Origin of the sequence: Lentzea sp. DG1S-22, from assembly GCF_036321065.1 — a bacterium.
Taxonomy (GTDB): domain Bacteria; phylum Actinomycetota; class Actinomycetes; order Mycobacteriales; family Pseudonocardiaceae; genus Lentzea; species Lentzea jiangxiensis.
This window is the reverse complement of record NZ_CP143276.1, coordinates 8087967-8110995: the sequence shown is the minus strand read 5'-3', so window position 1 is coordinate 8110995 and position 23029 is coordinate 8087967. Positions and strand designations below refer to the sequence as shown.

Below are 23029 nucleotides of genomic sequence, written 5' to 3'. Positions count from 1 at the left end.
TGCGCCCCCTTCCACCGACCCGGGATCAGCTGCTGTACGCCTCGAGCGGCGGGCAGGAGCAGACCAGGTTGCGGTCGCCCTTCGCGCCGTCGATGCGGCGGACCGGCGGCCAGATCTTCGGAGCCGCGGTGCCGGCCGGGTACACGGCCTCCTCGCGGGTGTACGGGTGGTTCCACTCGCCGACGGTCACGCTGGCCGCGGTGTGCGGGGCGTTGCGCAGCGGGTTGTCCTCCACCGGCCACTCACCGGCGCCGACGCGGTCGATCTCGCGCTTGATGGCGATCATGGCGTCGATGAACCTGTCGATCTCGGCCAGGTCCTCGGACTCGGTCGGCTCGACCATCAGCGTGCCGGCGACCGGGAACGACATCGTCGGGGCGTGCAGGCCGTAGTCGGCGAGGCGCTTGGCGACGTCGTCCACCGTCACGCCGGTGGCCTTGGTGATCGGGCGCAGGTCGAGGATGCACTCGTGGGCGACGAAGCCGCCCTCGCCGGTGTAGAGGACCGGGTAGTGCTCGTCGAGCCTCCGCGCCACGTAGTTCGCGGCGGCCACGGCGGTCAGGGTCGCGCGGCGCAGGCCGTCGCCGCCCATCATGCGCACGTACGCCCACGAGATCGGCAGGATCGACGCGGAGCCCCACGGGGCGCCCGAGATCGGGCCGACACCGGTGGCCGGTCCCGCCGCCGGCTGCAGCGGGTGGTTCGGCAGGAACGGCGCGAGGTGGGACTTCACGCCGATCGGGCCGACGCCGGGGCCACCGCCGCCGTGCGGGATGCAGAACGTCTTGTGCAGGTTCAGGTGCGAGACGTCCGAGCCGAACTTGCCGTAGCGGGCCAGGCCGATCAGGGCGTTGAGGTTCGCGCCGTCGACGTACACCTGGCCGCCCGCGTCGTGGACCAAGCCGCAGACCTCGCGGACCGTGTCCTCGTACACGCCGTGGGTCGACGGGTAGGTGATCATGATCGCGGCCAGGTCGTCCGCGTGCTCCGCGACCGTCTGACGCAGGTGGCCCATGTCGATGTTGCCCTTGTCGTCGCACTTGACGACGACGACGCGCATGCCGGCCATGACGGCGGACGCGGCGTTCGTGCCGTGGGCGGACGACGGGATCAGGCAGACGTCGCGGTCGGCGTTGCCGTTCGCGCGGTGGTACGCGCGGATCGCCAGCAGACCGGCGAACTCACCCTGCGACCCGGCGTTCGGCTGCAGCGACACGGCGTCGTAGCCGGTGACCTCGGCGAGCCAGGCCTCCAGGTCCGACACGATCTTCAGCAGACCGGCGGCGTCCTCGGCCGGGGCGAACGGGTGCAGCGTCGAGAACTCCGGCCACGTGATGGACTCCATCTCCGCGGTGGCGTTGAGCTTCATCGTGCAGGAGCCGAGCGGGATCATGCTGCGGTCCAGGGCGACGTCCTTGTCGGACAACGCGCGCAGGTAGCGCAGCAGCGCCGTCTCGGAGCGGTGCGAGTGGAAGACCGGGTGGGTCAGGTAGTCCGACGTGCGGCGCAGGTCGGCCGGGATGCCGTCGGCGGTGTCGGCGTCGATCGCGTCCACATCGGACCCGGTGACGCCGAAGGCCTCCCACACCGCGACGACGTGCGCCCGCGTGGTCTTCTCGTCGCAGGCGATCGCGACGACGTCGGAGTCGACGAGGCGCAGGTTGATGCCGGCCTCGCGGGCCTTCGCCACGACGGCGGCGGCCTCACCGGGAACGCGGACCTCGACGGTGTCGAAGAACTCGCCGTGCACGACGTCCAGCCCGGCCTCGCACAGGCCCGTGGCGAGCACGGTGGCCAGGCGGTGCACGCGGGTCGCGATGGCGCGCAGGCCCTCGGGGCCGTGGTAGACGGCGTACATCGAGGCGATCACGGCCAGCAGCACCTGCGCGGTGCAGATGTTCGACGTGGCCTTCTCACGGCGGATGTGCTGCTCACGCGTCTGCAGCGCGAGGCGGTAGGCCAGCGAGCCGTCGGCGTCGACGGAGACACCGACGAGACGGCCGGGCAGCTGGCGCTCCAAACCGGACCGGACGGCCATGTAGCCGGCGTGCGGGCCGCCGAAGCCGATCGGCACGCCGAAGCGCTGCGTGGTGCCGACGACGACGTCCGCGCCGATCTCACCGGGCGCGCGCAGCAGCGTCAGGGCCAGCAGGTCGGCGGCGACGACGGCCTGCGCACCGGCGGCGTGGATCTCCTCGATGAGCGCCTTCTGGTCGCGCACCACACCGGACGCGCCGGGGTAGGACAGCAGGACGCCGAAGAAGTCGCCGCCCAGGCCGAGGCCCTCGATGCCCTGCGACAGGTCGGCGACGACGATCTCGATGTCGAGCGGCTCGGCGCGCGTCTCGATCACGGCCAGCGTCTGCGGCAGCGTGTCGGCGTCGACGACGAACTTGTTCGACTTGGAGCGGCCGGCGCGGCGCACGAGGGTCATCGCCTCGGCGGCGGCGGTCGACTCGTCCAGCATGGACGCGTTCGCGACGGGCAGGCCCGTCAGGTCGCCGACCATCGTCTGGAAGTTCAGCAGGGCCTCCAGGCGGCCCTGGGAGATCTCCGGCTGGTACGGCGTGTACGCGGTGTACCAGGCGGGCGACTCCAGGACGTTGCGCAGGATCACGCCCGGCGTCACGGTGTCGTAGTAGCCGAGGCCGATCATCTGCGTCATCGGCCGGTTCCGCGACGCGAGCTCCCGCAGCTCCGCGAGCGCCTCGGTCTCGGTGGCCGGGGCGGGCAGGTCCAGCACGAGGTCGCGCTCGTGGATGGACGACGGCACCGCGCGCTGCGCCAGCTCCTCCAGCGACCCGACACCGATGACGTCGAGGATGCGCGCGAGCTCGGCGGGACGCGGACCGACGTGGCGGTCGGCGAACGGGGTGCCGTGCTCGAGAGCGGCGAGCGGAATGCGGTCCTGCGTCATCAAACGCCTCCGGGGGCTGAGGGCACACGTGTCCTGGTGCCCTCCCCGCTCTGTCCGTACCCTTCAAGGGCGCCTGAGAGGTTCACCCGGTGCGGGACCGGGCTTTCACCGTCGGCGGGATTCCCTTGCGGGGATCCACTTTCCAGAGGCGTCTCGCTCGGCGGTCCTGGATGCCTGAGAGGTTCCCGGGGAGGGACTTGCTCCTTCGGCGCCGGGTTCGAAGCCCGGTCTCTCCCGCCTGAGTTCAGCGACTACCCGCGAAGAATACCCGCAGGCAGCCCGCCCAGTCGCTAGAGACGCGACCTACGTCTCAACGGCGAGACCGGTGAGCGCCGCCGCGACGGGGTCCGCGGGGTCGTCGCGCACCGCCGCGAGCAGGTGCGCGGTGCCCACGACCGCGTCCCCGCGCCGCGCGGCGACGAGCTTCGCCCGCTCCACGGCGCGTTCCACCGCGCCACCGCCGGAGGGCAACGCGGCCGGGTCCACTCCCGCCTCGCGCAACGCCGCCGCGCCACCCGACTCGAACTCCGGCCTCAGCCGCCGCCCGGAGACGGCCAGCTGGTGGTCGACCGTCAGCACCGCCTCCACGAGGTCGCGCGACGAGACGTCCCGCCTCCCGGCGACGGCCAGCCGTTCGGCCTCGTTGCGCACCACCGTCAGCACCGGTCCGCCGAGCCCCTGACCCCGTGCGACGAGCTTCGTCAGCCAGCCCACGTACCCGCCACCGGACTCCCCTTCCAGGGCTCCCGCCTTGCGCAGCAGCCAGACCGCGGGTGCTTCCTCGACCTCGGCGTAGCGCCGCGCGGCATCGGCCCGCACGGCGGCGGCCGTCACCCCGGGATCCACCCCGCGCACCAGGAACAGGTCGGCGGCCCGTCCGGACTCGAGCGACAGCAACGCCAGGGCGAGGTGGGTCGTGGTCAGAACACCGTCGCCGGCCTGGGCCACAGCCGCACGCAGACAATCCTCCAACGCGCGGCTCACGGGCAGAACGGCCTCGACGCGAGCGTGGTGGTGGGCGGCGCTCATCAGCGCCGTGACGTCCGGGTGGGACTCGCCGACGACACCACCGTCGTCGTCGGCCCAGTGCTCGGTCCCCCGCGCCATCGCCAGCGCCCCCAGCGACTTCGCGCCGAGCTTGCGGCCGGGACCGGTCGTGTCGATCAGGGAGATCAGCAGGTTCTCGGTGCCGACGAACCCGAACCCGTGGCGGGAGGCGCGCCGGACGGCCGCGGCCAGGACCTTGACCACCTGCGACGAAGGAGTGTGCGTCATGCCGGGAACGCTAGGGACGGACCCGTCCCCGGCGCGTCCGCCGACCGGCCACGGACAGGCGCCGGTCGGCCACGGTCACCGGGCCGGTCAGCCGGTGGCGCGCTCGCGGCGGCGGCGGGTCAGCTCGTCCTCGGTCATCGGCGCGATCTCGACGCCGTCCGCACGTTCGGCCGGGAACTCGTGGATCGTGCCGGAGATCTCGCGCATCGCACCGCTCACCGCGATGCCGAACACGCCCTGACCGCCCTGCAGCAGGTCCACGACCTCCTCCGGCGAGGTGCACTCGTAGACGGTCGTGCCGTCGGAGAAGAGCGTGATCCTCGCCAGGTCCTGCACGCCGCGCCGGCGCAGGTGGTCGACGGCGACGCGGATGTTCTGCAGCGAGACACCGGTGTCCAGGAGCCGTTTCACGACCTTCAGGACCAGGATGTCCTTGAACGAGTACAGCCGCTGGCTGCCCGAGCCGTGCGCCATCCGGACCGTCGGGGCGACGAGCCCGGTGCGGGCCCAGTAGTCGAGCTGCCGGTACGTGATGCCCGCGATCTGGCACGCCGCGGGTCCTCGGTAGCCGACGAGCTCGTCCGGCAGCGAGGAGTCCGGGAACAGCTCACCCTGCAGCCCGGATCCGGCCCTCAAGGGCGCTTCCTCGACCACGCCTGCCTCCCCTCGGAACGGCCACGAAACTCATGACCGTCAAGCCACCGCGTCCACTCTCGTGAACCGGCGACGTCCACTCGAGTTCGACGGTAAGACCGCTCCGAGGGCAGGTCAACGCGACGCGCGGGGAGTGTCGACCCTCAACCTCAGGTAGAGAGTCATACCGTCACCCGAACCAGGACGTTCAAGTGACGTTTAGTGATCGTTTAGCGCTGTTCCCAGCGGAACGTAACCCAACCGAGCGACACGCGAGCGGACCGCATCGAGCCAAACGAGACGCACAGCGACACAGGTCCGTTCGAGTGTCAGCGCCCGCGGCACCGCTCAGGTGTCGGCTCCGCGGAAGTCCTCCGGCGAGATCGAGTCGAGGAACTCGCGGAACTTCTCGACCTCGTCCTCCTGCTCGTCGGGGATGATCAGGCCGGCCTCGGCCAGCACCGACTCCTCGGCGTGGATCGGCACGCCCACCCGCAACGCCAGCGCCACCGAGTCCGAGGGCCGTGCGGACACCCGCACGTCACCGTCGAACACGAGCTCGGCGAAGAACGTGCCCTCCTGCAGGTCCGTGATGCGCACCTGTTCGAGGTTGCGGCCCAGTGCGCCGATGACGTCCTTGAGCAGGTCGTGCGTGAGCGGGCGGGCAGGACGGACGCCCTGCTGCTCGAGCGCGATCGCCGTGGCCTCGACGGAGCCGATCCAGATCGGCAGGTACCGCTCACCCTCGGTTTCGCGCAGAAGAAGGATCGGCTGGTTCTGGGGCAGCTCCACCCGCACGCCGACGACGCGCATTTCGCTCATCGGGCCTCGCCTCCCTCTGTTCGTTCGGGGACGACCCGGATCCACCCCCGAGCATCCCCCGGCGTACCTGTCCGACGCTACCCGCCAAGCGGGCCGAGTGCTCAACCGTTGCGGGCAGATCGTGATCAAGACTGCACCCGGCCCGGCGGAGATCAGGACTGGCGCAGGCCCGCGTTCACCAGCAACGTGTGCAACGAGGTGAACAGGCCCGCCAATTCCCGGACCGTCTCGGGATCCGAGAAAGATTTCAGCAGGACCACCTCGTGGTCCGCTGCCGCGCGGACCGCGCGCAGGTGTTCGCGCTCGACGCCGAGCCCGGTCATCGTCCGGATCGTGCGGAGCGCGGTGATGTCGTCGGTGGTGAACCGGCCACCGGGGCCGGGGCGCAGCAGGCCGTCGCGCTCCAGCTGGGTCAGCTGGTCGGCGCTGAAGCCGGTCCGGGCCAGCAGCTCGGCCCGCGACACCGCGGTGGAGTCCACCGGGACGGCGTCGAGCTGCTCGCGGATCACCTTGAGCGGCAGGTACCTGTCGCGTTGCGCGGACAGCACGAACCGCAGCCTCTCGACGTCCGCCGCGCTGAACTGGCGGTAGCCGGAGGCGGTGCGTGCCGGGCGGACCAGCCCCTCCGCTTCCAGGAAGCGGATCTTGGAGATGGTGACGTCGGGGAACTCGGGACGGAGCAGTGCGAGCACCGCCCCGATGCCGATCACCCCGCGCTGTGGCCGCCCGGCCGTCACGCGTCAGGCTCCCGCGGAGCCAGGACCCGTCAGGAAGACGAGGCGGAACTTGCCGATCTGGACCTCGTCGCCGTTCGCGAGGACGGCCTGGTCGACCGGCTCGCGGTTGACGTAGGTGCCGTTGAGGCTGCCGACGTCGATGACGACGAACTCGCCGCTCTCCCGGCGGAACTCGGCGTGACGGCGCGAGACCGTCACGTCGTCCAGGAAGATGTCGCTGTCGGGGTGGCGCCCGGCGCTCGTCGTGTCTCGGTCCAGCAGGAACCGGGAACCGGCGTTGGGGCCGCGCTTCACCACGAGCAGCGCGGAACCGGCGGGAAGGGCGTCAACACCGGCAACGGCCGGCTCCTGTGCGGGCGCCTCGGCGCCGCCTTCCATCTCCTGGAGGAAGTCCGCCCGGAAGACGGAGGTCCGCTCCGGGGACTGCTCCGGCGGAACGCCTGGGCCGTCGTTCGTGCTCACCTGAGCTCTCCTCCTGCTGCTGGATCCGTCACTTCCGGTAAAACCTATCGCGTTGGGGTCACCGCTCTGCCCGCGGCTCCCCTTCCGGCCGAAGATCCGGCGAAAGATCGACGTCACTCCTTCTCCACCAAGGCCTTGTACCCGTCCGCGTCCAGCAGGCCCTCCACCGCCTCGGGGTCGCTCACGCGGATCTCGACCATCCAGCCCTCGCCGTACGGGTCGCTGTTCACCGAGTCGGGGGTCTGGACCAGGGCGTCGTTGATGGCGACGACCTCGCCGTCGAGCGGCGAGTAGAGGTCCGACACGCTCTTGGTGGACTCGACCTCGCCGAACGTGTCCCCGGCGGCCACGGTGTGGCCGACCTCGGGCAGCTGGACGAAGACGACGTCACCGAGCTGTTCCTGGGCGTAGTCGGTGATGCCGACGCGCACTGTGTTCTCGCCGGTGGTGGCGACCCACTCGTGCTCCTCGGTGTAACGAAGCTCCTCGGGAATCAACTGACTGCGCTCCTCGTGCTGAACCTGTATGGGGTGATCTTTTCACGCGACCGTGCGAGGTGTGACCCGCAGGGCCAGGAAGAACTGGTAGACGTACAGCAGCGCCGACCACAGGTAGAGCGCCCCGCCCCAGGCCGTGAACGCGTAGGCGAACGGCAGGGCGACCTGCGCCCACGCCGAGTCGCCCTGCGCGAGGAGCAGCAGGGGGAAGGCGTACAGCAGGTTGAACGTCGCGGCCTTGCCCAGGTACGTGACCTCGAACGGGCCCCAGCCCTTCCCGCGCAGCACCAGCAGGCAGATCCCGACGACGACCTCGCGCCCCACGAGCACCAGGGCGATCCACAGCGGGACGATGTCCCTGATCACGAACGCCAGCAGCGTGCAGAACACGTAGAGGCGGTCCGCGGCGGGGTCGAGCAGCGCGCCGAGGTTGCTCATCTGGTTGAGCCAGCGCGCGAGCTTGCCGTCGAGCCAGTCGGACAGCCCCGCGAAGACGAGGACGAGCAGCGCCCAGCCGTCCGCGCGGGGTCCGAGCAGCAGGTACAGGAAGAGCGGAACACCGGCCAGCCGCAACACGCTGAGCAGGTTCGGAATCGTCAGCAGGCGATCAGCCGGATCACGCACACCCGCACTCTAAACGAGTGACTGCGCAGGGGCTGCCGGATGGCGTCACGGCACGCGGTGCGACTGGTTGCGGGTGGTGCGGATCGTTCGGTTCTTTCGGGTGAAACTCAGACTGTCTGCGTGAGCGTCCAGCCGCGGCGCTGCATCTCGGCGCCGGTGATGGCGTGCGGACGACCGCGGTCGTCGCGGCCCACCCAGCGAGCGCGGAAACCCTCGAGCACGTAGGCGTGGCCCCGGCTCCACACCACGCTGCACGGCGTGGTCGGCAGCGCTGAACCGGACTTCTCGTCCTGCTGCGGTTCGGTCTCCATGGCGGTTCTCATCTCAGTCCCTCCGTGACATCAGGGATGTCGTGCACCGGGGCTCCGGCGTTATCCCTGGGAACGAATTCTGTCCGACTGTGGTTCAGAACACGTGTCCTCTCCGGGTCGGAAGCGTTAACTGGATCAATCGGCGCGCCGAGCTGTTCGGGCCCGAAGCGCAGCGGAAGCGCGGGTCCTTGCCTGTGCAACCGTTCGTCGTACGACGATGACCGCACACCGCCTGCCCGGGATCGGCTGGGCTTAACCTTCTGGCGTGAACCAGGTGAAATTCGGTCCCGAGCTCATCTCCCGGTTGATGGACCACCTGTGCTCACAGCTCTCCGGCTGTGAGGGGGTCGGCCTCAGCGTGTGGCCCGACGGCGAGCTGTTGCGCGCCACCGGGGCGGCGGTCGAGCTCGACCAGGCCCAGCTCGACAGCGGCGAGGGACCGCTCGTCGAGGCCTCGCGCGACGAACGGCAGGTGTCCGGTCGCGTCCGCGGCCTGGACGTCGTGGCCGTGCCGGGCAGCTGGGGCGACAGCGGCCCGGTGGTGCTGACGGTCTACCTGTCGCACTCGCCGGGGATCGAGGACCTCAAGGCGATCGAGGAGATCGAGCCGCTCGTGGCGACGGCCGCCGCGGTGATCGAGTTCTGCGCGGGCGAGGTGCTGCGAGCCGACCAGATGGTGCGGATGGTGCAGCACCGCCGCTACATCGAGCAGGCCAAGGGCCTGGTGATGGGAGCGCGGCCGTGCCAGCCCGGTGAGGCGTTCGAACTGCTGGTCAGGGCCAGCCAGAACGCCAACGTGAAGCTGCGGGACGTGGCGATGGCACTGGTGGTGCTGGTCGGCGGGACGCTGGAGGACGATGCCGCGGAGGTCACCGAACCGCCGCGTGCCGCGTTCGACGTGGCCAAGCGACTTTGGGACGCATTGCGTGTTTGAACCGACCATTGTCCGGGTATTGACCGCACGACCTGTCCTGTTGAGCGGCCGCTCCCGTACGGTGGTGGCCGCAGCGGTTGAGCCAACAGCCGCACCGGGGCCGCTGCACGGCGGCTCCCTGTTATCGCGAGAGGGAGTACATCGGTGACTGTGCAGGACCCGCGAGCGGATCAGACCATCGAGCTGACGGTGAGGCAGCCGGCGCCCGGTGTCACGGTTCTCGCCGTGTCCGGCGAGGTCGACATGGTGTCCGCGCCCACGCTGCGCGACGCCTTGGTCAACGGCCTCGGCGACGGCGGCACCTTCGTGGTGGACATGACCGGCGTGACCTTCCTCGGTTCCGCAGGCCTGGCGGTGCTCGTGGAGGCCGCGCGTGTGGCTCAGCAGCACGAGGCGGCACTCAAGGTCGTGGCCAAGGCACGAGCCGTGACGCGTCCTCTGGAGGCCACCGGACTCGGTGAGGTGCTGAGCCTGCACCAGACGGTCGAGGAAGCCCTCGCCTAGACGGTCCGGACGGTCAGGCGGTTGCCCGCGGACCGCAGAGCGTCGGCGACCGCGCGGAGGGCCTGCTCCACCCCGCTCCTCTCGCCGCCGAGCCCGCTGAGGTCGATGGTCAGCGGCACGGTGCCACCCCGCGCGGCCGCGATCAGCGTCCGGCGCAGGAACGGGCCGGCCTCGAGGGGTACGTTCCCGCGCACCACCGCTACCACGCCGGAGGAGGTCTCGTGGACCTGCACGTCGCATTCGGACGAGGACCGGGCCACGGGAACCACGGGCGAACGCCCCCGGCGCAGCCGCACGGTCGTACCGCTCGCACTGCGCCGGATCTCGACCTCGTCCACGCTCTCCCGCATGAGCAGGAGACCTCGGCCGCGCATCGTCAGCGCCGGCGGTGGCACGCGCCACTGCCCGTCGTCGATGACGTCGACCTCGACGGACCCGTCCGGGTCGGCCCGCGCCCGCACCTCCACGGTGCCGCGGGCGGAACCCGGAAAAGCGTGCTCGACGGAGTTGTTGACCGCTTCGCTGACCGCGAGGACGAGGTCGTTCGCCTCGTCCTCGGAAAGGCCTCCGTTCCGCAGCCAATCGCGCAGCCGGTGCCTCACGGACACCACCTCGTGTGCGTCCGCGGGAAAGCGGAGGGCGAGAATGTCTTGGTGCACCAGCACAACGCCCCTCCCTGGTGATCTCATCGTGCTTCAGCAGGTGATTTCCCGGGGGAAGGCATTACTACACGTGTGAAATGAGAACGTTTCGGGTACGGCAATGACGTGCCGACCTTCAGAAGAACGGACTACGAGGTGGCTGTGACTCAATTGTCAGGGGTCGAACTCCGGATGGCCGCGGATCCCACGCAGCTGTCCATCGCACGAGCGGTCGCGGCCGACATCGCGATGCGGCAGGACTTCGACCTCGACTCGATCGAGGACCTGAAGCTCGCCGTCGACGAGACGTGTTCGACGTTGATCACGCTGGCGGCGCAGGACGCCGTCCTCAGCTGCCACTTCGACGTGGACGCCAAGGGTGCCGTCCACGTCTCGGCGAAGGTCTCCGCGAAGTCCGCGGCCGGACCCGACGAGGCCAGCTTCGGATGGCGTGTGCTGACCGCGCTCGTCGACTCCGTGCAGACGCGGGTCGAGGAGACCGAAGGGTTCGTGGTCCACATCGGCCTCGTGAAGTCCACGGCAGGGGCGGTGGATGCGTGACCGGGTCGGATGAGGCGACCAAGACCGAGGACGCCAGTACCGAGAACACCAAGACCGAGGAGACGAAGTCCTCCAGGTCCGGTGACTACGACCACCTGGCGCCGCTGTTCGCCGAGCTCGCGCAGACCCCCGCCGGTGCGGCGCGCGACACGCTGCGGGACAGGCTCGTCACCGAGCACCTGCCGGTCGCCCAGCACATCGCCCGCCGGTTCGGCCACCGCGGCGAACCGCACGAGGACCTCGTGCAGGTGGCGACGGTCGGCCTGATCAACGCGGTCGACCGGTTCGACCCGGAACGCGGCAGCGACTTCCTGTCGTTCGCGGTGCCGACGATCATGGGTGAGGTCCGGAAGTACTTCCGGGACTCCAGCTGGTCGGTCCGGATGCCGCGCCGGCTGAAGGAACTGCACCTGGCGATCAACGCGGGCACCTCGCGCCTGTCGCAGTCGCTGGGCCGCGCGCCCACGCCGTCGGAACTGGCCGAGCACCTGGGCCTGTCCCGCGAGGAGATCCACGAGGGTCTCGCCGCGGGCAACGCCTACCAGAGCGCGTCACTCGACGACATGCTCATGTCGGAGGACTCGTCGATCTCCCTCGGCAGCACCATCGGCGAGGAAGACCCCGAGATCGCGATGATCGAGCAACGCGAGGCGTTGCACCCGTTGCTGGAGAAGCTGCCCGAGCGCGAGCGCAAGATCGTGATCATGCGCTTCTTCGGCAACATGACCCAGACGCAGATCGCGCAGAAGGTCGGCATCTCCCAGATGCACGTCTCGCGTTTGCTCGCGAAGACGCTGCGTCAGCTCAGGGACGTGTTGGAGGAGTAGGCACGGACACGGCGCCGGGCCGCGGAAACGATCTGGCGCCGCTCGTCCTCCCCCATGCCGCCCCACACGCCGTACGGCTCCTGAGCCTCGAGCGCGTGGGCGCGGCATTGCTGCAACACGGGGCAGTGGCCGCAGATGGCCTTCGCCTTCTCCTCCCGCGCCGCCCGTGCGTACCCGCGCTCGTTGTCGGGGTGGAAGAAGATGGCGCTGTTCTGCCCGCGGCACAGTCCTTCCATTTGCCAGTCCCACACCTCGGTGACCGGCTTGGGCAGGCGGGTGGTGCAGGTCATCGCGACTCCCTGAGGACGGGGGAAAGAGTTGCGATCACTGCGTACCTCTGCATGCCAGGGGATAAACCTGTTACAGCCTTTCGGGTGCCCCGATACCCAGCAACGACAGACCCAGCGTGAGCACGCGTGAAGTCAGCGTGAGGAGGTGCAGCCGCGAGTCCTGCAACTCCTGCGGTTCCGCCGTCGCCACCGGGCACTGGTTGTAGAACGTCGAGAACGCCGTGGCCGTCTCGAACAGGTAGTTCGTGAGCTTGTGCGGCGCGAGTTCGTCGATGGCCGCCTGGACTGCCGTGGGCAGCTGCAACAGCTTCAGCGCGAGGTCGCGCTCGGCCTGTTCCCGCAGCACCAGGGGAGCGTTGGCGGGAGCCTCACGCCCGACCTTGCGCCCGATGGACAGGATGCGGGCGTTCGCGTACTGGATGTAGACCGACGTGTCGCCGGTCGTCGCGAGCATCTTCTCCCAGGTGAAGACGTAGTCCTTCTCCCGGTCGTTGGAGAGGTCCGCGTACTTGACCGCCCCGAGCCCGATGGTGCGGGCGAGCGCGTCCTTCTCCTCACCCTCCACTTCGGACGTCTCGGGCATCACCTTGTAGGAGTTCTCGACGGCCTCGGTCAGCAGGTCGATCAACTTGATCGTGCCGCCGGCCCTGGTGCGGATCGTCTTCCCGTCGGATCCGAGGATCGTGCCGAACCCGGTGTGCACCGCCGTGTGCGCGTCGTCGAGCCACCCCGCCTGGCGGGACGTGGCGAAGATCATCTGGAAGTGCTGCGCCTGCGGCGTCCCGACGACGTAGACCAGGTCGTCGACCTCCCGCTCCCGCACCCAGTACCGCACCGTCGCGAAGTCCGTGGTGGCGTAGCCGTACCCGCCGTCGCTCTTGCGCACGATCAGGGGCAGCCGGTCGCCCTCGCGGTTGGTGAACCCCGGCGGGAACACGCACAGGGCACCGTCGCTGGTCTCGATGAGACCCTTCTGCTGCAACTCGGTGATCGTGTCGGCGAGGTAGGGGTTGTAGAAGCTCTCCCCGTAGTTGTCGGCGGCCGACAACCCGATCCCGAGCATCTCGTAGACCTGGTTGAAGTGCCGCTGCGACTCCCCCACCAGCTCGTGCCACAGCTCGAGCGTCGCCTCGTCGCCGCCCTGCAGCAGCACGACCCGGCGCCGCGCCCGGTCCGCGAACCCCGGCTCGTTGTCGAACTTCTGCCGGGCCTGCTGGTAGAACGCGTTGAGATCGCTGATCTCGTGGTCGGCGCCGTGCCCGAGGTCCGTGAGGTGCTCGATCAGCATCCCGAACGGCGTCCCCCAGTCACCGAGGTGGTTGTGCGGGATCACCTCGTGCCCGGCGAAGGTCAGCAGCCGGCACAACGCGTCGCCGATGATCGTCGAACGCAGGTGCCCGACGTGCATCTCCTTGGCGACGTTCGGGCTGCTGTAGTCGATGGCGATCCGCCGGGGCCGCTCGACCCGCGGCACGCCGAGCCGTTCGTCGGCCAGCAACCGCGCCGCCTGCGCCTCCAGCCACTCGCGCTTGAGCTTGAGGTTGATGAAGCCGGGCCCCGCGATCTCCGGGGTCTCCAGCACGTCCTCGGCGTCGAGGTGCTCGACGATCGACGCCGCCACCTCGCGGGGGTTCTTCCCGACCTTCTTGGCGAGGCTCATCGCCACGTTGCACTGGTAGTCGGCACCGTCGCGGTTGGACGGTCGGATCAGCGCTTCCTCCGCGGTGATGTCCACGTCCAGGGCGCCGCGCAACGCCCGCGCGACCCGCTGGCCCAGCTCAAGCCCGACATCTCCACGCAGCACTGAACCCACCTCTCGACAGCTGGCTAGTTCACCCGAGTATTTCACCAGCACCGAGCCGGGTACCAACCGCCCGTTCCGGCCCCCGGTTCGGCGCGAGCCCCGGCGGAGGCGGAGCCGAGCGGCTCACCACCGCCCCAGCAACAGCGCCCCACCACCCACCAACGCAGCCATGCTCACGACCCCGAACACCAGCACCCACCCCAGGGCCGGCACCCCGGTCAGCCAGGCCAGCTGATCGGCGTCGGACCGGGGAGCCTGCCGCCGCCACCTCTTGACCTGCAGCTCCCACACCGGCCGGACCCCGCCCAGCAACAGGAACCAGGCGAACACGTAGGCAGCGACATCCCGGATCTCGGCGGAGGCGTAGAACGAGACGACCAGGAACGCCCCTCCGGTGAGGATGATCGACAGCACCCCGAACACGTTGCGGATCATCACGAGCATCGCGGCCAGGAACCCGATGGAGATCCACAACATCAGCTGGACCTGCTCGTTGGTGATCAGCAACGCCGCCCCGAAGCCGAGCAGCGACGGCGCGACGTACCCGGCGAGAGCCGTCAGCACCATCCCCGGCCCCCTGGGCTTCCCGCGGGACACGGTCAGCCCGGACGTGTCGGAGTGCAGCTTGATCCCGCTCAACCGCCGCCCGGTCAGCACGGCCAGCAGCGCGTGCCCGCCCTCGTGGGCGATCGTGATGACGTTGCGCGTGACCCGCCAGATCCCGTGCACCGCAACGGCCAGGAACGCGGCGGCCGCTGTTCCCCACGTGATCAGCACTTCGGCGGTCAGCAACTCGGAAGGCATCGCGACATGGAAACAGACGCGTCGTGAGAGCCGCATGTGGGCTCTCACGACGCGTCTGTTCCGGACGGGGGTTGTCCGGTGGTCACACTCGAATGCTCGACCGGCTCAGTGCTTGATCCTGTTCTTGCTCATCCGCTCGGTCTTCGGGTCGACCACGGCCTGCTCCCTGGTGACCGGCTCGGCACCCTGGGCCCCGGTCGGGATCGGCTCGGTGGTGGCCGTGCTGGTCCGCCTGCTCACGGCGGGGTCCGTCGGCTCGACGTGCGGCGAACCGTCGCGGTCACCGCGGAACTCCCGCGAGCGCTGCTCGGGCAGCACGGGCTCCTCGTCCTCGACCAGCTTGCGTCGCGCGGGCATGACCGCGAGCAGCAGGCCGAACAGTGCGATGCCGAGGTGCAGCCAGTTGTCGTTGGTGTTGACCGCCAACGGGTTGCCGTACGGCTCCGCCGGGTTCCTGGCGAGGAACCCGGTGATCATCAGGTCCCACACGAAGAGCGCCGCGAAGCCGGCGAACAGCAGCCAGCCGTACAGCCTCGCGAGGCCCGAACCGAGAGCCATGAGCAGACCGAGCACGCCGACGGCCACGAGCACCGTGTTGTGCAACGGGTTCACCGAGAACCCGAGCACGTAGGACTGGGCGGCCCAGTCGCCGAACCCGGTGCGGGTGAAACCCACGACACCGAACACGATGAACGCGATACCGGCCAGTCCGGCCAGCACCTGCACCGGCTGCAGACCGGCGACCTTGATGCGGTGGGTCATGTCGCCCTCCAGGCTCCGTTTCTGTCGCACGCCGGCTGACTACCCGGCCTTCACAGCGACCAAACAGGCCGGAGACACGCCGACGTCCTCCTGCGGCACCGACAACGCTGTCAGACGCGACTCTTGCGCCCGATTCCCGCGTACGCACCCGGCACGACGCACGGCGCCTCTACCGACAGTCCCTCCAGGAGCTGCTCGACCGGGGACGGGTGCGACACCACGAGGAACCCGCCGACGGGCAGCGCGTGCCGGTACCGCCGCACGACGCGGCCCGGTCCGGTCGCGTCGTCGACGTAGCGCAGGACGTCGACCATCAGCACGGCGTAGGGCTCGCGCAGGTCGAGGTGGGACACCACACCCGGATGCCGCAGCACCTGGTCGGGCCGGCGCAGGTCCGCCTCGACCGCGCACGCCCGCGGCTCGCCGCGCAGCAGCCCGCGCGAGAACGCGACCGTCACCGGGTCGGAGTCGACGTAGACGACACGGGCCTCGGGCAGCGTCTGGTGCGTGGCGCCGCACGTCGGGATGCCCGAGCCGAGGTCGAGGAACTGGCGCACGCCCGCCGCCCAGCAGTGCCGCACGGCGTGGCGCAGGAACGTCCGCTGCGCCCGCGTCACGAGCGGCAGCTCCGGGTCGATCCGGACGGCCTGCTTGGCGAACGCCCGGTCGGCGGCGTAGTTGTGCGCACCACCCAGGTAGAAGTCATGGATCCGCGCGGCGTTCGGCCGACGTACGTCGACCTCGTAGCGTGCGAAGGCGGGGACCGCGGCCATTCGCAGAGCGTAACTGGCGCCTAGACCATTCGGGCGAAGTTTTCGAAGATTCTTTGGGTCCGTCTGACACGGACCACCGAGGGAGGCGGCCCGGTCCACCCCACTGAGACCGGGCCGAGTAGCGCGTACGGGGATCGAACCCGTGTTTCCGGATTGAGAGTCCAGCGTCCTGACCACTAGACGAACACGCCGAGAACGAGCATTGATGCACAAATGCTCGCAGAGAATAGTAGAAAGTGAACTTGCTGGTCAGCGCTTCGAGGGCGCTCCGGTCCATTCGTCTGCGTGAATCATGGAACAATGATGACCGAGGATGCGGCCCCGCCGCAAAGGAATTAATCGGGCCACATCGGCGCGAGCCGGGGTGAGGCCCCTGGGGCGGCCGTGGCGAGGTGACGGCCGAACAGGCGCACCACGTGCGAGATCCGGTGACGGGCGCGGGTGCGGCGTATGCCGAGCACCGCGCGGTCCGTTCCCGGCTGCCACGCCGCCCCCAGGCGTGTCGAGCAGTTCGACGCGACCGGCCTACGGCCAGGCGACATCACGTCTGTGGCAGCCTCGCACGTGGCTCACGACCTCGTGAGCTTGTCGGCGTTGGAGGAGGGCGTGTGACTTCGCGCAACGGCGGGGACGTCGTCGTCGAGACCCTGGAGGCGCTCGGCGCGCACACCGTGTTCGGCATCCCCGGCCAGCACGCCCTCGGTCTCTTCGACGCCCTGCGCCGGTCCGGGCTGCGGTACGTCGGTTCCCGGACCGAGCTCAACGCCGCGTTCGCCGCCGACGGCCACGCGCGGGCCACCGGTTCCGTGACGCCGTTGCTGGTCTCGACCGGCCCCGGCGCGTTGCAGACCCTGGCCGGACTGCAGGAGTCCGCCGCCGGCTCCGCCCCCGTGCTGGGCATCTCCTCGCAGATCCCGTCCGCCGGCCTCGGCGGGGTGCGCGGCGGCTACCTGCACGAGCTGACCGACCAGGTGGCGTCGTTCCGCCACGTCGTCAAGCACACGCGGGTCGTGCGGCACGCCTCGCAGATCCCGCCGGCGCTGACCGAGGCGTGGGAGATCGCGCTGACCGCGCCGTTCGGGCCGGTGTGGGTGGAGATCCCGCAGGACGTGCTGCTGGGGCCCGCTTCCGTGCCGCCGGTGACGTCGGTGTCGTGGTCCGCTCGTGAGCTGCGGCCGCGCCCGGAGCTGGTCGAGGAGGCCGTGCGGCTGCTGGACGGTGCCGAACGGCCGGTCGTCCTGGCCGGCGGCGGCGCGCTGCACGCCCGCGACGCACTGCTGGAGCTGGCCTGCAAGCTGCGGGCGCCGGTCGTGACGACGTTCGGCGGCAAGGGGAACTTCCCGTGGGAGCACCCGCTGTCGGCGCGGTCGTGGCTGGAGGACCGGCACACCACCGAGTTCCTCGCGGACGCCGACGTGCTGCTGGTCGTCGGGTCGGGCCTCGGTGAGCTGTCGAGCAACTACCGGACCTTCCAGCCGCGCGGCCGGGTGGTCCAGGTCGAGGCCGACCTCGGCAAGCTGGAGTCGAACCACCCCGCGCTCGGCATCCACGCCGACGCCCGGCACGCCTTGCGCGCCTTGGCTTCCGGTGTCACGGCGCGTCCCGCGGACGGCGTCGCGGAAGCGCGCGTCCGGGAGTTGCTCGGCAGGGTGCGCGACCGGTTCGCCGCGCAGGAGCTCGACCTGGAGTGGCAGGTGCTCGGCGCACTGCGGGCGGCGGTCCCGGACGGGACGCCGACCTGCTGGGACATGACGATCCTCGCGTACTGGGCCTGGTCGGCGTGGGACCCGCGCGGTGGCGCGCAGTTCTCGGCCCAGGGCGCCGGTGGTCTCGGGTACGGCTTCCCCGCCGCGCTGGGCGTCGCCGCGGCGGTCGACGGGCCGGTGCTCGCCGTGTCCGGTGACGGCGGCGCCATGTACGGGATCGCGGAGCTCGCCACGGCCGCGCAGCACGGGTCGCGGGTCGTCTGGCTGATCGTCGACGACGGCGGCTACGGCATCCTGCGCGAGTACATGACCGACGCGTTCGGCGAGACCACCGGCACCGAGCTCAGCCGCCCGGACTTCGTGGCGCTCGCCGCCGCGTTCGGGGTGCCCGCCACCCGCAGCACACCCAGGTCGCTGCGCGACGACCTCGCCGCGGCGTTCGCCGGGGACGGCCCGCACGTGGTCGTGCTCCCCGCGGTGCTGCGCATGTTCGCCCCCACCCACCTGGAGCACCTGTGATCGTCGCGAACCTCGTCAACGGATCGCCGGTCCGCGCGGAGGAGACCTCGCCGCTCGTCGACCCCGCCACGGGCGAGGAGTTCGGCCGCGCGGTCGTCTCCCGCGCCGCCGAGGTCGACGCCGCGGTCCGGGCCGCCGCACGCGCTTTCCCCGCCTGGTCGCGCACCACACCGGCTGAACGGCAGCGGGCGTTGCTGGAGCTCGCGGACCTCCTGGAGGCCCACGCCGGCGAGGTCGCCGACGCCGAGGTGCGCGAGACCGGCAAGATCCGCTCGGTGCTGCTGGACGAGGAGATCCCGCAGTGCGTGGACCAGATCCGGTTCTTCGCCGGTGCCGCCCGCGCGCTCGGCACCGCCGCGGCGGGCGAGTACGTCGCCGGTCACACCTCGTACCAGCGGCGCGAGGCGGTCGGCGTGATCGCCCAGATCACGCCGTGGAACTACCCGCTGATGATGGCCGTGTGGAAGATCGCCCCGGCGCTCGCGGCGGGCAACGCGGTGGTGCTCAAACCCGCCGCCACCACGCCGTCGTCCGCGGTGCTGCTCGCCTCGCTGGCCGCGCGAGTGCTGCCGCCGGGCGTGTTCAACGTCGTGCTGGGCGACCGCGACACCGGCCGCCTGCTGGTCGAGCACCCCGTGCCCGCGATGGTCTCGCTGACCGGCTCCACGCGTGCCGGGGTCGAGGTGGCCCGCAGCGCCGCGGCGACCGTGAAGCGCACGCACCTCGAACTCGGTGGCAACGCGCCGGTCCTGGTGTTCGACGACGTCGACGTCTCCGCGGCGGCGGAGGGCGTCGTCGGTGCGGCCTTCTACAACGCCGGGCAGGACTGCACGGCCGCGAGCCGCGTGCTGGTCCACTCGGCCGTGCACGACGAGTTCGTGGCCGCGCTGGTGGAGACGGCGTCGGCCCGCGTGCCCGGCACGGACTTCGGGCCGCTCAACAGCAAGGCCCAGCTCGACCGCGTGCTCGGCCTGCTCTCCCGGTCGCGCGCGACCGTCCACTGTGGCGGGAAGCAGCACGGCTCCGCGGGCTTCTTCCTGGAGCCCACCGTGGTGTCCGGCCTCACCCAGGACGACGAGCTCGTCCAGGAGGAGGTGTTCGCCCCGCTGATCACCGTGCAGCGGTTCGGTGCCGACGACGAGGCCGTGGCGCTGGCGAACGGGGTCGCGCAGGGCCTCGCGTCCTCGATCTGGACCCGCGACGCCGGCCGGGCCGCTGCACTGCCGGCGCGGCTCGACTTCGGCGTCGTCTGGGTGAACACGCACGGGTTGATCGCGGCCGAGATGCCGCACGGCGGTTTCGGCGCCTCCGGCTACGGCAAGGACCTGTCACTGCACGGACTGGAGGACTACACGCGCGTCAAGCACGTGATGACCGCGCACTGAGCATCGCCCGGTACGGCATCGGGTAGTGCAGCAGGCGGGCCGGGACGACGGCGGACACCACCCGGATCATCCGGATCCACCGGCGCAGCCTGCGTTCGTCCCGGTCCGTCCACCGCAGACCGAGCTTGTCGCGCAACGGGGCCGGCAGCGTGCCCACGGCGAAGTCCGGCAGCACCCGTGCCGCCACCGGCCGCACCAACGGCCACAGCGCGCTCGGCAGGTGCTCCGAGCCCGGCGCCCTGCCCGTCCGCAGCTCGAACGCCTCCAGCAGCCCCTGCACCCCGTCGGTCGCCTTCAGCTGCGTGGCGACCACGTCGTCGAGGTACTCGCGCAGCGCGGCGAGATCACCCGGCATCGCCCTGATGCCGAGCGTCTCCCCCGTCTCCCGCCACTCGCGGTACAGCCGCTCCTCGCGGATCGCGGGCATCCTGGGCCGCAGCAGCCGGTAGGCCGTGAGCAGCGAGTCGAAGCTGGTGGCGTGCACCCAGCGGAACAGCTCCTCGTCCGCCCCCGGGATCCGGGAGTGCGCGCGCAGCAACCGTTCCGCCTCCCGCTCGGCCAGCTCGCCGCCGAACAACCGCAGCTGCGACGACGTGATCGTCCTCGACAGCCGCGCGAACGGGTCGGCGCGGTAGCCGTCGCGCACCGCGGCGGCGATGACCGGGTGCGCGACCTGCATCAGCACCGCGCGCCCGAGCACCACCAGCTCCAGCCGCGTGTACCAGCCAAGCCGCCACGTCACCGACTCAGGTCCCAGCGTCACACCATGATCATTACCCGGCGGCGGGCCACCGACGATGATCATCACCCGATCGAGCTACTGCCGGACGGGTGCGGCTGTTGACCTCCAGTTAAGTGGAGTTCGTAGCGTCGGCGCATGTTCGCGATTCGGCAGCACGAGTTCGGCCCGGCGGAGAACCTGCTCTTCGAGGAGGTCCCCGACCCGGAACCCGGCGCAGGTCAGGTGCGGATCACCGTGGCGGCGGCCGGTGTCCACCTCGTCGACACCACGATCCGCCGGGGCGGGTTCGGCCCCGTCGACTTCCCGACGACCCCGGGCCGCGAGGTCGCCGGCGTCGTGACGGCCCTGGGCGACGACGTCCCACCGGACTGGCTCGGCCGCCGCGTCGTCGCGCACCTCGGCCAGGCCGGCGGCGGCTACGCCGAACTCGCCGTCGCCGCCGTGCCGTCCCTGCACGCGTTGCCCGACGACGTGTCGTTCGAGGCGGCGGTCGCCATGATCGGGACCGGCCGCACGGTGGTCGCGGTGCTCGACGCCGCGAAGCTCACCGGGGACGACGTGGTGCTGGTGACGTCGGCGGCGGGTGGCATGGGCGCGCTGTTCGTGCAGGAGGCCCGCAACGTCGGCGCGCGGGTCGTCGGCCTCGCGAGCCCCGGGAAGCTCGACCACGTCCTGGCCTGCGGCGCGGACGCCGCCATCGACTACACGCGCCCCGGCTGGGCGGACGGCCTCGAGGACATGACCGTGGTGCTCGACGGCGTCGGGGGCGAGGCGGGCGCGCAGGCGTTGAAGACGCTCGGGCCGGGTGGGCGGCACGTCATCTACGGCTGGGCGTCCGGCACCATGACGCCGATCAGCACGGAGGCGTTGTTCGCCAACAGCCTCACCGCGACCGTCGCACTCGGGCCGGGGCTGATGCGGCGCGGGTTGCGGGTGCTCGAGGAGGAGTCGCTGGCGGGGCTGGCCGGAGGGCGGTTCGTGCCGCTGGTCAACCCGCCGTTCGCCTTGCGGGACGCCGCGAAGGCGCACGAGGCGCTCGAGTCGCGGGCCGTGGTGGGGAAGGTCGTGCTCAAGCCGTGACGCCGGCCCGACGACCGGGCACGAGGTAATGGGGCCGTCCGGAGTGGACGGCCCCATTACCTCATCTCACGCCTGAACCGGCACCTCGACGAACTTCTTGCCCGCGAAGTTCTCGACCACCACGGACTTGACGTCCTCGGGGTCGACCAACGCGGAACCGTCCAGGTTCGTGCCCTCGGCGGCGCCCTTCTTGGACACCACCCAGGAGCCCGCCTCCTGGCGGCTGCCGTCCTTCGCCACCACGAAGATCCGGCACTTCTCGCCCTCGGGGATGCCGCTGATCGCCATGTTCGTCCGGACCCATCCGGCGGCGGGGACGACCTTCACCGTCATCGACGCCTTCGTCACCGGGTCGGTGAACGTGGCGAGCCTGGTGCCCGTCGGGTCCGGTGCCACCGTCGGGGTGGGAAGGGCCTGGTTCGCATCGGGCGAAGTGGCCTTACCGACGAAGACACCGGCACCCAGGACCACCGCGGCCACGACGGCCGCTGCGGCACCAAGCGCGAACTGACGACGTCGTGCGACGCCGCCCCGTTCGGCGCGCACCTGGCGCAAGGTGCGCTGCAACAACAAATCGCCGCCCTCGGGCGGCCCGTCCAGCACGGCCTCCGGCGGCACCTCGCCGAGGAAGGCCTCCATGTCGCGGAGCTCCTCGAGCTCGCGCGCGCAGTCCGGGCAGGAAGCCAGGTGCTGGTCCATCTCACGCACCTCCTGCTCGTCGAGCGCTCCGAGAACGTAAGCGCCGAGCAGTTGCGGGTCGTGCTGCGTGGTCATCCGGCCACCCCCTTCAGTGCGACCTTCTGACCTCCGAAGGTCTCCCTCAAGGCTCGCAACGCGTAATACGATCTCGACTTCACCGTTCCCGGTGGCACCCCGAGCGCCTCCGCCGCCTCCGTCACGCTGCGGCCGCGGAAGTAGATCTCCATCAGCACGTCGCGGTGGTCGGAGGAGAGCCTGTCGAGCGCTTCGAGCACCACCACCGAGTCAACCACCTGGTCCGCGTGGTCGCGCTCCACGGGTGGCGTCGCCGGGGACTCGGCCACCTCCTGCGGGCGCGCGGCCCTGGCGCGCACGCGGTCGGTGACGATGTTCCGCGCCACCGTCAGCAGCCAGCCGCGCACCGATCCCTTGCCGTTCACGAGGGCGTCGGGATGGCGCCACGCTCGGACCAGGGTCTCCTGGACCACGTCCTCGGCAGCCGCCCGATCGCCGGTCAACCGCGTCGCGTACGCCAGCAACGCCCGACCGTGCTCCTCGTAGAGCGATCGGATCAGCGCCTCGTCGGCCGCGGTCTCCCGTTTGCGGGAGAACAAAGCCGCCATCCACCCACTCCTCCCCGCCCACGAGACCTCGTGCGGGCGTCCTGTTCAAGACCTCAGCCCTGACACGAGCAGCGGAGGACTTCGGTTCACCGGGTTT

The 23029-nt window shown here is 70.6% G+C and carries 25 protein-coding genes, 1 tRNA gene and 2 riboswitches; of the genes, 7 read left to right on the top strand and 19 right to left on the bottom strand.

Features of this window, described 5'->3' with window-relative positions; genetic code table 11:
• Nucleotides 1–25: 25 nt before the first annotated feature.
• From gcvP to V1227_RS38600, 9 genes are all read right to left on the bottom strand, one after another.
• Nucleotides 26–2917: an aminomethyl-transferring glycine dehydrogenase gene (gene gcvP, locus V1227_RS38640; RefSeq protein WP_329790033.1), complete on the bottom strand. Its 2892-nt coding sequence runs from the start codon at nucleotides 2915–2917 to the stop codon at nucleotides 26–28.
• A 48-nt stretch (nucleotides 2918–2965) separates the two neighbouring features.
• A riboswitch (glycine riboswitch) is annotated at nucleotides 2966–3065 on the bottom strand.
• A gap of 3 nt (nucleotides 3066–3068) precedes the next feature.
• A riboswitch (glycine riboswitch) is annotated at nucleotides 3069–3164 on the bottom strand.
• Between the two features lie 56 nt (nucleotides 3165–3220).
• Nucleotides 3221–4192: a Clp protease N-terminal domain-containing protein gene (locus V1227_RS38635; RefSeq protein ID WP_329790032.1), complete on the bottom strand. Its 972-nt coding sequence runs from the start codon at nucleotides 4190–4192 to the stop codon at nucleotides 3221–3223.
• Nucleotides 4193–4279: 87 nt separating this feature from the next.
• Nucleotides 4280–4846 carry a MerR family transcriptional regulator gene (locus V1227_RS38630; RefSeq protein ID WP_308102673.1) on the bottom strand — a complete coding sequence of 189 codons (567 nt, stop codon included), beginning with the start codon at nucleotides 4844–4846 and terminating at the stop codon, nucleotides 4280–4282.
• 327 nt (nucleotides 4847–5173) lie between these two features.
• Nucleotides 5174–5647 (bottom strand): bifunctional nuclease family protein, encoded by a 474-nt coding sequence (locus V1227_RS38625; protein ID WP_030476304.1) that lies wholly within the window; start codon nucleotides 5645–5647, stop codon nucleotides 5174–5176.
• A 152-nt stretch (nucleotides 5648–5799) separates the two neighbouring features.
• Nucleotides 5800–6384 carry a transcriptional regulator FtsR gene (gene ftsR / locus V1227_RS38620; protein WP_329790031.1) on the bottom strand — a complete coding sequence of 195 codons (585 nt, stop codon included), beginning with the start codon at nucleotides 6382–6384 and terminating at the stop codon, nucleotides 5800–5802.
• Nucleotides 6385–6387: 3 nt separating this feature from the next.
• Nucleotides 6388–6846 (bottom strand): glycogen accumulation regulator GarA, encoded by a 459-nt coding sequence (gene garA, locus V1227_RS38615; RefSeq protein WP_030476302.1) that lies wholly within the window; start codon nucleotides 6844–6846, stop codon nucleotides 6388–6390.
• A 113-nt stretch (nucleotides 6847–6959) separates the two neighbouring features.
• Nucleotides 6960–7343: a glycine cleavage system protein GcvH gene (gene gcvH / locus V1227_RS38610; protein WP_329790030.1), complete on the bottom strand. Its 384-nt coding sequence runs from the start codon at nucleotides 7341–7343 to the stop codon at nucleotides 6960–6962.
• A 42-nt stretch (nucleotides 7344–7385) separates the two neighbouring features.
• A complete protein-coding gene (locus tag V1227_RS38605) occupies nucleotides 7386–7967 on the bottom strand; it encodes a CDP-alcohol phosphatidyltransferase family protein (protein ID WP_329790029.1) in 582 nt (193 codons plus the stop codon).
• Nucleotides 7968–8074: 107 nt separating this feature from the next.
• Nucleotides 8075–8290 carry a hypothetical protein gene (locus V1227_RS38600; RefSeq protein ID WP_329790028.1) on the bottom strand — a complete coding sequence of 72 codons (216 nt, stop codon included), beginning with the start codon at nucleotides 8288–8290 and terminating at the stop codon, nucleotides 8075–8077.
• A gap of 253 nt (nucleotides 8291–8543) precedes the next feature.
• Here V1227_RS38600 and V1227_RS38595 point away from each other — a divergent pair, with 253 nt between their 5' ends.
• Together V1227_RS38595 and V1227_RS38590 are read left to right on the top strand one after the other, a co-directional pair.
• On the top strand, nucleotides 8544–9212 hold the full coding sequence (locus V1227_RS38595) for an ANTAR domain-containing protein (protein ID WP_329790027.1): 669 nt from the start codon (nucleotides 8544–8546) through the stop codon (nucleotides 9210–9212).
• Between the two features lie 144 nt (nucleotides 9213–9356).
• On the top strand, nucleotides 9357–9716 hold the full coding sequence (locus V1227_RS38590) for an STAS domain-containing protein (RefSeq protein ID WP_329790026.1): 360 nt from the start codon (nucleotides 9357–9359) through the stop codon (nucleotides 9714–9716).
• Here the strand turns inward: V1227_RS38590 and V1227_RS38585 are convergent.
• Nucleotides 9713–10405 carry an ATP-binding protein gene (locus V1227_RS38585; protein ID WP_329790025.1) on the bottom strand — a complete coding sequence of 231 codons (693 nt, stop codon included), beginning with the start codon at nucleotides 10403–10405 and terminating at the stop codon, nucleotides 9713–9715. The two genes, V1227_RS38590 and V1227_RS38585, sit on opposite strands and share 4 nt — an antisense overlap.
• A gap of 144 nt (nucleotides 10406–10549) precedes the next feature.
• Between V1227_RS38585 and V1227_RS38580 the strand changes: the two genes are divergently transcribed.
• A complete protein-coding gene (locus V1227_RS38580; protein ID WP_329790024.1) occupies nucleotides 10550–10918 on the top strand; it encodes an ATP-binding protein in 369 nt (122 codons plus the stop codon).
• 95 nt (nucleotides 10919–11013) lie between these two features.
• Nucleotides 11014–11745 (top strand): SigB/SigF/SigG family RNA polymerase sigma factor, encoded by a 732-nt coding sequence (locus V1227_RS38575; RefSeq protein WP_236217769.1) that lies wholly within the window; start codon nucleotides 11014–11016, stop codon nucleotides 11743–11745.
• Here V1227_RS38575 and V1227_RS38570 read toward each other — a convergent pair.
• From V1227_RS38570 to V1227_RS38545, 6 genes are all read right to left on the bottom strand, one after another.
• Nucleotides 11718–12035 carry a WhiB family transcriptional regulator gene (locus V1227_RS38570; RefSeq protein WP_236217649.1) on the bottom strand — a complete coding sequence of 106 codons (318 nt, stop codon included), beginning with the start codon at nucleotides 12033–12035 and terminating at the stop codon, nucleotides 11718–11720. The two genes, V1227_RS38575 and V1227_RS38570, sit on opposite strands and share 28 nt — an antisense overlap.
• Before the next feature lie 70 nt (nucleotides 12036–12105).
• Complete coding sequence (argS, locus tag V1227_RS38565) at nucleotides 12106–13839, bottom strand: arginine--tRNA ligase (RefSeq protein ID WP_329790023.1); 1734 nt, start codon at nucleotides 13837–13839, stop codon at nucleotides 12106–12108.
• Nucleotides 13840–13962: 123 nt separating this feature from the next.
• Nucleotides 13963–14643, bottom strand: coding sequence for a M50 family metallopeptidase (locus tag V1227_RS38560; protein ID WP_329790022.1), 681 nt, complete (start codon nucleotides 14641–14643; stop codon nucleotides 13963–13965).
• A 105-nt stretch (nucleotides 14644–14748) separates the two neighbouring features.
• Nucleotides 14749–15405, bottom strand: a complete 657-nt coding sequence (locus V1227_RS38555; RefSeq protein WP_329790021.1) for a DUF4383 domain-containing protein — start codon at nucleotides 15403–15405, stop codon at nucleotides 14749–14751.
• Between the two features lie 110 nt (nucleotides 15406–15515).
• Nucleotides 15516–16178 carry an SAM-dependent methyltransferase gene (locus V1227_RS38550; RefSeq protein WP_329790020.1) on the bottom strand — a complete coding sequence of 221 codons (663 nt, stop codon included), beginning with the start codon at nucleotides 16176–16178 and terminating at the stop codon, nucleotides 15516–15518.
• 119 nt (nucleotides 16179–16297) lie between these two features.
• Nucleotides 16298–16369 (bottom strand) — tRNA-Glu (locus tag V1227_RS38545).
• Nucleotides 16370–16786: 417 nt separating this feature from the next.
• Here V1227_RS38545 and V1227_RS38540 point away from each other — a divergent pair.
• Both V1227_RS38540 and V1227_RS38535 read left to right on the top strand, forming a co-directional pair.
• Nucleotides 16787–18403 (top strand): thiamine pyrophosphate-binding protein, encoded by a 1617-nt coding sequence (locus V1227_RS38540; RefSeq protein WP_329790019.1) that lies wholly within the window; start codon nucleotides 16787–16789, stop codon nucleotides 18401–18403.
• The gene (locus V1227_RS38535) at nucleotides 18400–19788 is read left to right on the top strand and encodes an aminobutyraldehyde dehydrogenase (protein ID WP_329790018.1); all 1389 of its coding nucleotides are present in this window, start codon (nucleotides 18400–18402) and stop codon (nucleotides 19786–19788) included. The genes V1227_RS38540 and V1227_RS38535 overlap by 4 nt, the downstream gene beginning before the upstream one ends.
• On the opposite strand, the gene V1227_RS38530 is transcribed toward V1227_RS38535, so the two are convergent.
• Nucleotides 19763–20551 (bottom strand): oxygenase MpaB family protein, encoded by a 789-nt coding sequence (locus tag V1227_RS38530; RefSeq protein WP_329790017.1) that lies wholly within the window; start codon nucleotides 20549–20551, stop codon nucleotides 19763–19765. The two genes, V1227_RS38535 and V1227_RS38530, sit on opposite strands and share 26 nt — an antisense overlap.
• 114 nt (nucleotides 20552–20665) lie before the next feature.
• Between V1227_RS38530 and V1227_RS38525 the strand changes: the two genes are divergently transcribed.
• Nucleotides 20666–21610 (top strand): zinc-binding dehydrogenase, encoded by a 945-nt coding sequence (locus V1227_RS38525; RefSeq protein ID WP_329790016.1) that lies wholly within the window; start codon nucleotides 20666–20668, stop codon nucleotides 21608–21610.
• Nucleotides 21611–21676: 66 nt separating this feature from the next.
• On the opposite strand, the gene V1227_RS38520 is transcribed toward V1227_RS38525, so the two are convergent.
• Nucleotides 21677–22384 carry an anti-sigma factor family protein gene (locus tag V1227_RS38520; RefSeq protein WP_329790015.1) on the bottom strand — a complete coding sequence of 236 codons (708 nt, stop codon included), beginning with the start codon at nucleotides 22382–22384 and terminating at the stop codon, nucleotides 21677–21679.
• Nucleotides 22381–22932 carry a sigma-70 family RNA polymerase sigma factor gene (locus tag V1227_RS38515; protein ID WP_236217667.1) on the bottom strand — a complete coding sequence of 184 codons (552 nt, stop codon included), beginning with the start codon at nucleotides 22930–22932 and terminating at the stop codon, nucleotides 22381–22383. Before V1227_RS38515 ends, V1227_RS38520 begins: the two co-directional genes overlap by 4 nt.
• Nucleotides 22933–23029: the final 97 nt, after the last annotated feature.